The 13,106-nt window shown below is 62.8% G+C and carries 8 protein-coding genes; 2 read left to right on the top strand and 6 right to left on the bottom strand.

Annotated features, from left to right (window positions below; all coding sequences use genetic code 11):
* Nucleotides 1-147: 147 nt before the first annotated feature.
* The 3 genes from ABH926_RS50265 to ABH926_RS50255 form a co-directional block, all read right to left on the bottom strand.
* Nucleotides 148-1,125, bottom strand: coding sequence for a hypothetical protein (locus ABH926_RS50265; protein ID WP_370374525.1), 978 nt, complete (start codon nt 1,123-1,125; stop codon nt 148-150).
* A 919-nt stretch (nt 1,126-2,044) separates the two neighbouring features.
* A complete protein-coding gene (locus ABH926_RS50260) occupies nt 2,045-2,320 on the bottom strand; it encodes a transcriptional regulator (RefSeq protein ID WP_370374524.1) in 276 nt (91 codons plus the stop codon).
* An 87-nt stretch (nt 2,321-2,407) separates the two neighbouring features.
* Nucleotides 2,408-2,878: a hypothetical protein gene (locus ABH926_RS50255; RefSeq protein ID WP_370374523.1), complete on the bottom strand. Its 471-nt coding sequence runs from the start codon at nt 2,876-2,878 to the stop codon at nt 2,408-2,410.
* A 648-nt stretch (nt 2,879-3,526) separates the two neighbouring features.
* Between ABH926_RS50255 and ABH926_RS50250 the strand changes: the two genes are divergently transcribed.
* Nucleotides 3,527-5,767 (top strand): hypothetical protein, encoded by a 2,241-nt coding sequence (locus ABH926_RS50250; protein WP_370374522.1) that lies wholly within the window; start codon nt 3,527-3,529, stop codon nt 5,765-5,767.
* A gap of 1 nt (nt 5,768) precedes the next feature.
* Here the strand turns inward: ABH926_RS50250 and ABH926_RS50245 are convergent, their stop codons facing one another.
* The 3 genes from ABH926_RS50245 to ABH926_RS50235 all read right to left on the bottom strand — a co-directional run bounded on the left by ABH926_RS50245 (nt 5,769) and on the right by ABH926_RS50235 (nt 9,344).
* Nucleotides 5,769-6,185 (bottom strand): hypothetical protein, encoded by a 417-nt coding sequence (locus ABH926_RS50245; protein WP_370374521.1) that lies wholly within the window; start codon nt 6,183-6,185, stop codon nt 5,769-5,771.
* Nucleotides 6,186-6,378: 193 nt separating this feature from the next.
* Nucleotides 6,379-6,612, bottom strand: a complete 234-nt coding sequence (locus ABH926_RS50240; RefSeq protein WP_370374520.1) for a hypothetical protein — start codon at nt 6,610-6,612, stop codon at nt 6,379-6,381.
* A 206-nt stretch (nt 6,613-6,818) separates the two neighbouring features.
* Complete coding sequence (locus tag ABH926_RS50235) at nt 6,819-9,344, bottom strand: DUF262 domain-containing protein (RefSeq protein WP_370374519.1); 2,526 nt, start codon at nt 9,342-9,344, stop codon at nt 6,819-6,821.
* Nucleotides 9,345-9,782: 438 nt separating this feature from the next.
* On the opposite strand from ABH926_RS50235, the gene ABH926_RS50230 reads away from it, so the two are divergent.
* Nucleotides 9,783-12,179 (top strand): AAA family ATPase, encoded by a 2,397-nt coding sequence (locus ABH926_RS50230; RefSeq protein WP_370374518.1) that lies wholly within the window; start codon nt 9,783-9,785, stop codon nt 12,177-12,179.
* Nucleotides 12,180-13,106: the final 927 nt, after the last annotated feature.

Below are 13,106 nucleotides of genomic sequence, written 5' to 3'. Positions count from 1 at the left end.
AGCATCTGGCGCCGTCATCATCAAAACGCGCTCAACGCAGCCACTTCCGACGACGCGGCCAGACCCCACCCTAACCACCAAGTGCGGCTGCAGTACTAGGCCGCCCCGGACGTCTACCGTTCGGGGCGACGTGGTGCTTCATCTGGGCTACTCCAGCAGGCGTGCGGGATCCCGTTGGGGCCGCCCGGGCAGGGGGTGGTGCCACTGTTCGGCTGGCAGCATGGCGTAGAAGTCGACGTCGTTCTCGATGCAGTCGATGAGATCGTTTCCGCTGGTCAGATTCCCGAACAGTGAGTCGAGCAGCATCTCGTCGTGCCAGCCGTAGCTGTCGCAGCCGTATTCGGACATCTGTCGCTCGCCCCAGGCCCACGCTCCGATACTGCTCTTCTCATCATCGGCGTTGTCGTCCTGCGCTATAGACAGCGCCCGGTGCAGGGCGACGATCTCGGCGAAGGTGGCCGGGGCCGGGTTCCTGCCGGCTTTGATGTCGCTTGCGAGGTCGAAGAAGGCGAGTGCGAAGGAATTCCACCAGCCCTTGGTCTGTGCTCCGACGGGGAGGTCTTCGGCGTCGAGGATCTCGGTGGAGTCGATGAGCGTATCCAGCGGAGTGTCGCGCAGGAGATCGTCTTTGAGGCTGTCGCCGAGCATCTCCAAATGGCCCATCAGCCGCAGCGCCTCGCGGGGGGTGAGCAGCGGCTCGCAGTCTTCTGCGTCGTCGTCGTTGGTCTTTTGGCATGCGGTGTGCGCCGGCCCGAAGTCGGCGACCAGGCGTGCCTTGTCCTCTGCGTGCCGGCGTTCGTCGCCGGATCGGTCGCCGCGCGGCGGGCAGCCGGCCAGTGCGTCGTCGATGGCTTTCACGACCGGGTCCGGGAGGTCGGCCAGGTCTTTGAACTGCCGGTCGGTGACGCGGAACGGGCCGAAGCCGGAGTTCCAGGCGATGTTCAGCAGGTGCGCGATGCGCTTGGCTGTTGTGAGGTCGCCGACGGTCGTCACCGTGACGGCCTCGGTGGAGGCCAGTCGGGGGTGCAGGGCGATGATGCGAGCCTTTCCGCCTCCGGCACGCTGGACTGCGAACGTGGGTGGGGCGGCCCTGCGGGTCACCATGCTGGTGTCGTATGTGGCCATGTCGGCCCACTCCTTTGTGAAACACGCGCACGCGGCACGCCGCCGTGCGCAAGACATTGGGGATTCGACCTGCTGGATGTCTCGATGCCGTCGAGACCCCGCGGCTGATCGGAGTTCGGTGCCTCCAGCTGGATGCCGCGACACCATCGCGGCCCCATGGCGGGGCTTCCTGCACACGGCTCTACCAACGTTCTGTCACACGTAAACGTACGACAGTGCCGAGCGATCGAACCACGATGGCAGCGGCCCATCTGGCTCGCTCGCCGCCGCAGCGGGCGCGGAGCGCACGATCTGACAGGTGGCGTTCATCGCACTGGGACTCAGAACGACTGAGCCGCTGACCGTCACCGGAACCAGCTGGCAGAAACTAGCTGCCCTGGTCACCAGCTGTACGCGGCATAAGGAGGGTTCCTCGGAAGTCTCGACGACTCGTTGACGGCCGCCCCCATACCGGCCCCACACAGGTCAGTGACACCGAACATCTGTCGCAGAACAGCTCGGCGCGTTGTCATTGGGAAACACAAAACCCCAGGTCATCGACCTGGGGCTGGTGCTCTAGCGAGTGCGCACGAAGGGATTCGAACCCCTAACCTTCTGATCCGTAGTGTGACAAGGTTCTTATATAAACCATCTGTTTGATGTTGCCCTCGGGCGTGTGGTGTCAAACTCTCCAGATACGGCAATCCCAAGCCAAGCCGGATCTGTCGTGTTCTGCCTGCAGGTGCCGGGACGTCCGTTCCCGGACCGTTCCCGGACTCGACCGCGACGTGTCGCTCCGTATCGGCCCATTCTTCCAGTGTTCGAACATCGAAAACGGCTCGTAGCTCCTACGCTGTCGCTCCAGCAGAGCCCGGCGATCAATTTGCCTTCGCTGCGTCCGCCCGATGTGGTGTGAATGTGATCGCCGTTCCGTCATCGTCTATGGCGAGTTCAACGTGGTGCCGAGCGCCTTGGCGAGCCGAGCCAACAGCGGCAGGGTGGTAACGGTGTCGCCGAGTTCGAGCTTGGAGACCTGTGTTGAGTCATTTCGGCGCGGGCGGCCACCTCGGACTGGCTCAGGCCGCGCGCTGGTCGTGGACCGCCTGGCCGAGGTCGAAGCCACCAGTTTGATCTCCCAGCGGGCCGTAGTCACCGTCGCGGGTTCGTCGCCCTCCCGCAGCCGCCGCTCGCGGGTCTTTAAGCCGTTGTGGCTCATCCCAACTCTCCTTCTTCGATGCCGCGGGTGTAGGTGTCGTAGATCTGGTGATCTTCGGCTTGGCAGGTCTTGCCTCTTCGCCTCTGGTCAGGCTATGGCTTCGCTAAAGTCATCACTGTCCGGGCTCAGGTAGAACCACCGGCTAACCAAGGTGTAGCCGGGAGGGAGGTCGTTGCCCGTCAGTTCCCTGTACCTCTCCCTGGCCGCCTCGCCGGCCTGTTGACCGGTGGGGAGCCTCCGTAGGAAGGGGTCGCGGCCAGGGTCAAGGGCGGACTGGCGGGGCTCGTTCGTGACATCAGGGTCGGAGATCGGCTCAGAGCCCTCGATGTCCTCGGCGTCATACCTCTCGCCGCCTTGCCACTCGTGGCGATGGGCGGCCATAACCAGGCCCACAACCAGCGCCACTCCGACGGCGACGCGGATCTTCGGCTTGTGCCTGTCATACCAGTTCATCGTCTTCTCGGCGAAGGAGCTGGGCTCGCCGTTCCCGAGCGAGGGCTCTTCGTGTGCGGTGGTGAACTGGTTGTCGACCTCGAAGGCCTCGGCGGACTCATCCACCCATACAGATTTACCCGACCATGCGCAATCAATGCGGTAGCGTCAAGAATCGTGACGAGACCGTGCCAACGAGTTGGCGGACTCACTTACGAGTACCAGATCGCCGCCTGACCGCGCCTCACGCTCCCCATCAGAAAACGCAGCACCAGGTGTCTTTCCGAGCCGAACGCTGTCCGACGCGGGCATACTGCGCTCGCAGGCCGAGGCGATCATTGCCTGCGGCTTCGTCGTGGTCGGCCTGCTGGTTGCCTGAATGGTGTACGTACTGGCAGTGACCTGGCACGCGACCAGCCGGGTCCGAGTGCTGAGTGCCACCTTCCCTCCGCAGCCGACTTGGTTGTCGAGCAGGCCCGGCCGGGACGTATCGTCGGTGCAGTGTTCGACACGGTGTTCACCTTCGCGGGAATCGACGTGATTTGCACCAGCGCGCGGGCACCCCGCCAGAACGCGGTCATGGAGCGCTAATTCCGATCCTGCGTGCGGAACTGATCGACCGGACTCTGACCTTCGACCTGGAGCACCGCTGCGGCTGCTTGAGGGTCTCCCATGTCCGTTGTTCCGTGGTTGTTCCAAAACGGCTGTGCATCGCCTTCAGGCGTGACAGGATGCTCCGGAACAACAAGGGAACAACGGAGGGAAGGGGGCGCGGTGGCCAAGTACTACACCGCATCGAAGAGTCGGTCGCAGGGCCGTGAGGGATGGGCGGTGATCTTCCGCCACCCCGTCCGCCTCGACGGCAGCGGCAAGCCCGGGCGCCGGGTCCGCCGTGGCCTCGGCACCAACGACGAGAACGTTGCTACCCATCTCGTCGAGGAGTTGAACGAGGTCCTCCAGCGCCCTGAGCTGTGGGAGCCAGCCGCTCGGGTCGGCCTGGCCGCACGTTTCGATGAGCGAGTCCTCGATATCTTCTACGACGGGATGGAGGCTTCCGCGCATGACCCCGAGGCCCTGCGAAACGACATCCTTCCGTTGCCCGACCAAGAGTCTGGCTATCGCTCGGTGCTGATGCTAGGGACGACGGGGGCCGGCAAAACGACGCTGGTCCGGCAGATCCTTGGCACCGACCCGGATACGGAACGCTTCCCCTCGACGTCGACCGCCAAGACGACCGTTGCCGACACCGAGCTGATCTTTCACGCCGACCCGATGTTCCGCGTCGTGGTCACGTTCGTCGGACGGGATGAGGTGATCGATTATCTGACCGAGTGTGTCTCCGAGGCAGCACTCGCGATCCTCCGCGACGCATCGGAGAAGGATCAGCGACGCCGGCTCCTCGATCACCCGAATCAACGCTTCCGGTTCAGCTACATCCTTGGTCGTGCGACCTCGACCCTAACGGACGAGGACGAGGACGAATCGGACGAGGTAGGCGACGAGGAATCCGCGAGCAAGCTGATCGACCTCAGCGCAACTGAGGCCGTAATCGCCAGGGCGCTTATCAACCTACGAACTTTGGTGGAGGCGTACGAGGAACAACTTCGCGAGCTGGTCATCGATGACAGCGACGAGCGGGTCATCGAAGAGTGGCGTGAGGTATATCTTGACTCCGAATTACGTGGTGACGAACGCTTCCACGCGATCGTCGACAGCCTCTTCGACGAGATCGAGAAAAGGTTCGATCTCTTAGCTACCGGTGCCATCACCAAGAGTCGGCAGGGATGGCCAATCAGCTGGTCGTGGGAGACCGAGGACCGTACCGACTTCATGAGGGCCGTGACCCGGTTCTCCAGCAACTACGCACCGCTGTTCGGGTCTCTGCTCACCCCTCTGGTGAACGGGATCCGCGTCGCTGGACCATTCGCACCGAAGTGGGGTGACGGCGAGCCTCCGCAATTGGTCCTCATCGATGGCGAAGGACTCGGCCACACGCCATTGTCGGCCGCCGCGCTCTCGACCGCAGTGTCAAAACGCATTGAGATCGTCGACGCCGTGCTCCTCGTCGACAACGCAGCACAGCCTATGCAAGCGGCACCAGTCGCTGCGATGAAGGCCGTGGTGACGTCAGGCAATGCCAGTAAGTTGCTTATCACCTTCACGCACTTCGACATGGTGAAAGGCGACAACATACCGTCTGTTGCCGATCGTCAGGCCCATGTGAAGGCGTCGGTCGACAACGTCCTCAAGGCTGTCGGCGAGGATCTTGGTCCCTTCGCCGAGCGTATCCTGCACCAACGGATCGACAGGGCCTGCTTCTTCGTGGGTAGCATCGACGAGACCCTCAACGCCACGAAGAGGCCTGACCGGCGAACCATCGAGCAGATGAAAGCCATGCTTGACGTCATCGAGCACATCGCCGATGAGGTCGAAACGACCGACACGCGGCCGGTGTACGACAGGGTTAACCTTGTGCTCGCTATTCGCGAGGCTGCGACCTCATTCCACCAGCGGTGGACCGGCCTCCTCGGGATCGCCTATACACCTGGCCACCCGAAGGAACATTGGACCCGGATCAAGGCCCTTTCCCGCCGGTTCGCCGAGGGGTTCGCGGACGAATACGACACCCTCAAGCCCGTCGGTGAGTTGAAGCGTGAGCTGGACGGCCAGATATACCGCATGCTGCAGCAGCCGGTTCGTTGGAAAGGTCCGGAGCCTACCGACGACGACAAGCAGTTAATGATCGACGCTCTAGCGAAGGAGATTTCCCGGGAAGTGACGGCCCTCTGCTCCCGGCGCCTCAACGCCGACCGCAAGAAGGGGTGGCAGCAGGCGTTTGCCGAGTTCGGTAGCGGGTCGACGTTTCGCCGGGCACGGATCATCTCCGGCGAGGTGTACGACCGGGCCGCACCGATCCCGACGGTGACGCCTTCACCGGACCAGAACAGCTTCCTCCATGAGGTCACCGCTCTCGTGGATACCGTTGCTGCCAACCTTGACGTCAAGCTCCTGTAGATCATCGATGCGAGGGCATCACCACGACGCCGCTAACGGCGGATCCACGCCGAGTTGGCCGGCCTCGGCATCCCAATCGCCGTCTCTCTGCTTGGCGAGTCGGCGATGCCAGGGCCAGCAGCGTTGCCGGGCTGTCTGGGAACAGCTCGGCCCAGCATCGGAGAGGGATCAGCGAGGGGAACGCCTGTGGTGGTCGCAGTTTCTGACCATCAAAGGTCTCCTCGTCCTCGATGTCGCTCTCATACGCCCTGTACAGCAGGGCGCAGGCATAGATCCCGGTCAGCAGATCTTCCAAGAGGTCGATCGCCGTGCGGGAGGTGTCCAGCGGCGTGGTGCGGATCTCGACGACCAGCCGCTCCAGCAGGTCCTCGTCGTCAAGTCGTTCGGTGTTCTCGACGGCTTCGGAGAGCGCGGCCATGAGTCCGGGCAGGTTCGGCAGTTGGCCCCAGCGATGGCGATCGCCCCACCGATCAGTGCGGTGACCGCGTCGTTGGGGCTGCCTCCAGCCTTCATCATCGCCAGCACCAGCGTTGGGGACGCGGTTGGCACCGCCTCGATGTCTTCGGCGATCTCCACGATCTGAGTGACGTCGTAGCCAGGCGCCCCGGCGGTCACGGTGGCGGCAGCATGCAGCCAGTACGCCGCCGCAACCGTGCCGACGTCGGGTCCACGGTTGTGAACAGTCCGATCCCGCCTAGCAGGCCGGCGCGCAGCAGCGCGTCAGCGGCGGCCACCCGCGCAGGGGAGGCTGAGGTGCGCGAAAGCTTCACGGCCTGCGCCGTCCGGCCTGACAGGTCGCCGAGCTCGGACCGTTCGATCGCCTCGATCTCGGCGGTGACATCCATCAGCACGTTGGCGGTGAACGTCTCGCGTGCAAAGCCCGGTCCAGCAGGTGCGCGCTCTCGGCGACCGGATCGTAATTCACGAGTGGGCCGCCGTCCTCGTAGGGGAGGTTCGGCTTGTCGATGATGGCGTGGACCTGGCCGAACTCCTCGCGATGTCGACGCCACTGAAATCGGCGACGTTCACAGTGTTTGCTGGTTGCGGTGGTTTACTCCATGCGTGCGACAGTTCTGAACCAGCCGAATGCCTCCTTCAAGAGGTCTGCGTTTTCGCCCGTCGACAGCACACTGAGGTCGAAGCTGGGCCGCAGTCCGATCTTGCCGGAGGGGATCGAGACCCCTTCTAACCGGTTGAGTCGAATCCGCAGCTCTTGCCTAAGTTCGGTGTCGCCGAAGGGCCGGCGGTCGAGGAGGTACTGGAAGACCACCTCGATTCGGCCGCCACCCTTGGCGCTTGAGGGCACTATCGCGCAGGGCCAGACAGAGGCTTCCCGGGGCCGATCGAGCATGGGGAAGCAACTGGTGACGCTCGCCGCTCCGTACTCGAATCGGCCGCCGTCGTCGGACCAGTCGGCCAGTAGGGCGTTGACTGCGGCGACAACAGCGCCAGGGTTCGCCTCGATGAGTTGCTTTTGGAACCGGACCTCGCGTTCAGCGCCGGTGTCCTCCGTGGGGCGTGCAGGTTCAAGCGGCTCGGCCAGGCCGACGAGTGCTACGAGGTCTTGCACGGTCAGCAGCTGAGAGGGGTCCGCTGTCTTGTGCTGTTCGTCGATGGTAATTCCCGCGTCACGCAGCACCTGGTAGATATCTCGCGTGTCGTCGGGGTCGCTCCAACGGAACTGCGGGGCGACTTTACCCTCGACGGTAAGCACCCGGTACGCGTTGGTGAGGCCGGGGGTGTTGGCGAGGTATTGCCCTACGGGTAGCGCTTGCGAACCGATGAGGGCGGCGAGATTTCCGTAGGTTGTCCAGGTGCCCTCGGGCAGCGCTACCAGCGCTTGGCGCAGCAGCGACCAGTCGCGGGTGCGATCAGAGTGGTTGAGCCGGGGCAGTGGAGCCGGCCATAGTGCTACGGCCCGCTCGGCAAGGTCATCAGCCCGGGCCGCGATCTCGGCGGCGCCCCAGCGTTCGAGCTCTGCAATGCGCCGGTTGGTCTCCAGGTTGCTTTCGCCGAGCAGCTGCCGCTTGCGGTCGAAGAAGTCGTTCGCGAGTTCCGCGTTGTATGCCGTGAGAGTCAGATTGCCAAGCGTGTTCACCAGGCGCTGGTGGAGATCCGACGGGTTCTCACCCTCCTTGGTCTCCGCGGAGAGAACAGCGAGCCACTTGGCGTTCGGCGACTGCGGGAGGATGTGCTCGATTGTGAGGTTGGAGCGCTCGAAATCGAGATGCTCACGGTGCCCAAAAGACTCCTCCAGACGCTGCATGACAAGTCTGCGCTGAGCGCCGCGGCCACGCAGGTAGAACGGCAGCGCGTGGATGGCCTCGGACAGTTCCGTGTCAGTGGGCCAGTCGCGCTTTCGGTCGGACAAGACCTGGTGGATGCCATCGACCAGGCCTATTCCTGAGGGTAGTTGGCTGGGTATCGCTTGAAAGATCCGGCCCAGCGAGTTCGTCGGCAGCTGGCAGATCATGCGACGGACGAGATATGACTCGATGTAGTCCAGGCCGCGCTGAAGATCTTGTTCGGAGATACTTCCGTCGGCACTGGCGTCGAGGAGCATCAACGTGATCGGGTCCGTCGCCACGGCCTGCCACGTCTTCAGCCTGCGCAGGCTTTCGCCGACGGATCCAGGTTCCGTCTCCGGGGCTATGATCCGTAGCCAGGAGCGTGAGCGGCGTAGAAGCTTCGCGACGTACTGTTCGACGGCGGCTTCGTCGCCGCTCTTTTCGAACTGTCGTTGCTGTGCGTCGTAGAGGCCTTCCTGACTGACTCGGGCGTCGCCGTCGAGGACGAGTTGGAGCCACAGCAGGCGCTCAAGGTCCTCGTTCGACATGCTTTCCTGCAGCGGGATCCAGTAGGTCTGGTAGACGTGTTCTGCGCGGGTAGGCAGGCGCATGAAGACGTGGTTGCGCATGAGGTCCGCTTGAGACAGGCGGGCGCCGGTGTTATTGATCGACTCGAAGATCCTGTGGACGTTGTCCCCGTGATCGGCGGTAATCGACACCATGGCGAGGCGGCTGGTGATCGCCCGCTCGATACTGGTGACGGCGACATCAGTAATGTCCTCGCCAAGAGCCTCGAGCCGTGCGGCGAAGAACCGGTAGGTCTCGTAGATCTTGTCATTGCCTCCGCTATGCGTGCCGCGTACCAGCGCGTCGAACGATGGACGGTCGGTCTGTGTCGGTAGCAACTTGAGATAGTCGCTGGTGCCCGAACGCCACTTGTTCACGAGATAGAGCTCATCGATCCGCTCGCCTTGCCTGGCGTCACTCACCGCGAGGTGGTCCCGCACAGCGATCAGCGCGATGAGGAGTGTGGTCAGCCGCTGTTGTCCGTCGATCACCAGCAGACGCGTGAAAGCAGCTTCGTTCAGCGGCGAGGGCGCCAGAACGATGGAGCCGAGGAAGTGGGTGCCATCTCGCCCTTCTTCTGTGAGCAACGCCTGATCGACGATGTCGGACCATAGCTGTTCAAGGTTGCGCTCCACCCAGGTGTACGTGCGCTGATAGAGCGGCACCTGGAACTGGCGCTCACCCTCGACGAGATTGATCAGTCTGGTCTGGCTCGCCTGCACGACAACCTCCTGCGCTTTGGGGCTCGGTCCCAGACCCCTGCCGGGCGAGGATCATGATATGAGGGGTCTGATGGGACGAAAGGCTATATCGGATCCGAGTGCAAGAGTGCTGGCGTTGCCGGGCTGAGGCAGTAGCCAGCGGATCGAGAACCGGGCATAGCGGCTCGGTACGGTCCGAACGTCAGTGACACTGGCAAGGCCTAGGTGGACGATCACATCCGCTTAGTGGTGAACCGATCTCGAGCTGAGCCCGAGGTGTAGGCATTCATTCCAAGACAAGGGCGTACATCACGGAGGAGCGGAGACTCAGTCGGTGCGATGCTCGCCGACCAGCCGTCTGTGGATTCCCATCGCGGCCGACCGCAATCAGACAGCCACCACAGTCGGCGATCAAGGAACTACCGTGCGAAGGCTCGGCTGTTGCTCCATAATTCCGGCATGGTTGTGGGGGACGAGAGCGCAGTTCTTGACCAGGGTGTCGCCGCGCTTAGGGAAATAGTTGCGATCCGGCAGAAGCAGGGAGTGCATGTCAGGGACCAGGCAGGGGCGTGGAGGGACTATACCCCTGATGAGCTCTGGCAGACGTTGAACGGCTCAATGGCCAACCACATCTTGTGGCGGGATCGAGAGGCCCTTGAACTGCAGGCGGCTGACCGATGTGCCCGCGAAGCGCTAGAGGTCGGTGACCCCCGTGAACTCAAGAAAGCAATGGTGTGGCTCTATCGCGCTTGCGTCACAGCTGGCCGGCGACGCAATGACCTGGCAGGCGGCGAGCGACGGGCCGCGCTTAGCCTTGCCGAGCTGATATCCCTGCGGATCAAGGTGCCGCATCGCTTCACCGAACACGCCGCGAAGCTGAGGGCCCAGCTTGAGCAGGACGACATCACACCTGACTGGTCCGCTCTGCTAAGCGTCCGCATGACCGAACGGCACGCGAAGGAGCTTCTCGCTGCGGCATATCTCGGTGCAACGGCACAGGTCCAGGCGGCGCTACTGATCCCGGATGTCGACTCTTATATACCCCCCTTTGCACTGCCGGACCTGCTGTCGCGCATGGCCCAGCGTCAAGCGGTCCGGACCTCTCGGCGAAGGGAGCCGGCTGCTTACGACAACAGCGACGCGAACGTCAAACTGTGCTCGATCACACTGAGTGGGTTCCGGGGGACGCCAGCACCGCAGATGCTTACGTTCGCCACGCGAAAGGGCGGTCCCACCTCCACGATCATCTTTGGCGAGAACGGGACTGGCAAGTCCAGCATTGTCGACGCGATCGAGTTCGCGCTGCAAGGCAGGATCGGACGCTCATTCGACCTCGAGTCACCGCATGGTCCAGCCGCCCGAAATTGGACGGTGGCCGATTCCGAGCCCTGCTGGGCCGAAGCGCAGCTGTCGAACGGCGTGACAGTGCATCGCGAAGCGCACAAGGACGCCAGCGGCGTCACTGCCGTACCGGCCGACGTGCGACCAGGGTTCCGCCTGGCGCCGCTCACCATCAAGAGGGCAGATATCCTGCGCTTTCTAGACACCGAGGCCATGAACCGGGGCGCCGTACTCTTGGATTATTTCCCCGCGTACGCCGACGCGATGGCCGCTCGCCCCGAACAGGAGTCCCGCCGGCTCCGCTCAGAGATGGCGCGCCTCTTCACCTTCCGTGCAGGGCTGGCTGAAGAGCTCGCTCCGCTACTTGGCGAGGATCCCGAAACACTTGCTGACCGCAGTGGGTTCGACCAGGCAGTCCGGCAGCATGTGATAGGCACCGAAACCCCGGAGGCGTTCGCAGTTCGCGACGGTTGGCAAGACCTCGAGCCACGACTTAATACCTTGATCAGGCTGCTTTATCGTACACACGTCGATCTCAAAGCTGTCAAGAAGCGGCTCGAGAATATGCAGATGCCCCTCAACCCGGAGCCCACCAGGAGTCAGCGTGCCGGGATCGAGACAGTCCTCGACGGAGTCGGCCGCGAGATCTCTCTGCGGTTCAAGGAGATCGCCACCCGGACACCGGTCGAGGAGATCAGCGTGGTGTTTGGCAAAGCCGGTCCTCTAGCGCTGGACATGGTAGTCGAGCTAACAACCGGGCAAAAGGCCCAGCCTCACCATGTTCTCTCCGAAGCGAATCTAGACCTTCTGGCGTTGCTGTTCTTCGCGTCCGTGGCTCAGCAGGCAGCCCTCCACGGCCAGGCCAAGATCCTCATCCTCGACGATGTTTTCCAGAGCATCGACGCCGAGATCCGCCGAGGCTTCTTGGAGTACCTTCTTATCGAGTTCAATGACTGGCAGCTGATTATCACTACCCATGACCGGCGCTGGCACAAACAGCTTGAAGAGATGTTCCGCGAGTTCGGCCTCGGGTTCATCTCGCAGCACATCCGTGGCTGGGACAGCAAACGAGGCCCGCAGTTGGACCAACCTGGGGTTGATACCCTCACCAGGAACGTCATGGCCGCGCTCGGCAGCGGAGACCCGAAGCACATCGCCAGCACTGCGGCGATTCTTCTGGAGTCAGTCTGTGACAGCTTGACAAAGAACCTCCAGTTGAGCCTTCCTCGAAAGGACTGGTACACATTGGCTGACCTGTGGCCGCCGGTCCGTCAACGATTTGCTAACGGCGTTGCAGCGCCTGCGGTCAGTGCTCTCCCGCTGTTCGGCAGTATCCGCAACCAGACGGTGCACGCTGACCCCCTGGGCCAGGACCTCACTCTTCCTGAGGCAGTTGACTACGCTGATGCCGTAATGCGCTTCTATAACGCCCTCCGCTGTCCGAGTTGTCACGGACTTGTCAATAAGGAAAAGAAGGGGGTGCCGACGTGCGGATGCGGAAAGCTGGCTCTGTAGTTGACGAAGACGCTGGAGCTCTTTCTAACGCGCAAGCCTGCCAGTTCGAGGGTAGCCGCTGCCCTGAGGACTATTCCCTTCTTACTCCAGCCTATGGGATACTTTCCCATCCGTCTGCCTGGTGATGTGCTTGCCACTCTGTGGGCCGCAGTGTTCACCTTCATCTTGCGCGAGGCCGGGTGGGCCCGCACTACCTGCATGATCACCGCCATGGCTGTATACGGGCTATTTCTGACCGGCTTCCTGGCTGACGCGTGACTTAGGAGGGCCGTCGTGGTTACTGCGTCGCGGTCGCAATTTTGTCATTCAAGGTCTGCGAAGGGTGCAGTGTGGTCGGCGGATGAGGGAAGATTGCCGGCAAGGAAAAGATGAAATTGGCGAGGTGGGAAGATAGAGTGCCGGAAGAACAGTGCCTGTGTGCGAGACTATGGCGTCGGCGTGGCCCAGGGATTGCGCGCACTTGCCGGGTAGGGATGGTGCCTCTTGGGTTTGCCGTCTGGGCCTGCGTCGTCTGGATCTGGCCGAGACTCAACCTGGGTAACGACGCTACGAGCCGTAGCTCGCAGTCGGCGGTCTTGATTGCAGTCGCGAGTATTCAGGCCGCTTTCGCGCTATTCGGCCTAACGATCGTCGCAATCGTGCTGCAAGTGATGGGAAAGTACTCCTGGACGGTGATCCGCAACGCTGTTCCGAAGTGGCTTCTGCCCGTGATGGCCGTGGCTGTCACCGGGGGAGTGGTTCTTCCATTGTGGGTGTCGTTCTCCCCCTCGTCGTGTCTGAGTACGGTCGCGTTCGCGGGGTTTGGCTGGTCGCTTCTGCTTGCCGCCGGTTCAGCTTGGGGATGGCCCGGCGGATGAACCTGCAGGCGGTATCCGCTCATGCCCGTCATCGCGCCCTATCCGAACTCTCGCGTGATCAAGATCCGTC

Origin of the sequence: Catenulispora sp. GP43, from assembly GCF_041260665.1 — a bacterium.
GTDB lineage: Bacteria > Actinomycetota > Actinomycetes > Streptomycetales > Catenulisporaceae > Catenulispora.
The sequence above is the reverse complement of the archived record's forward strand: the minus strand, read 5'-3'. Positions and strand labels throughout refer to the sequence as shown.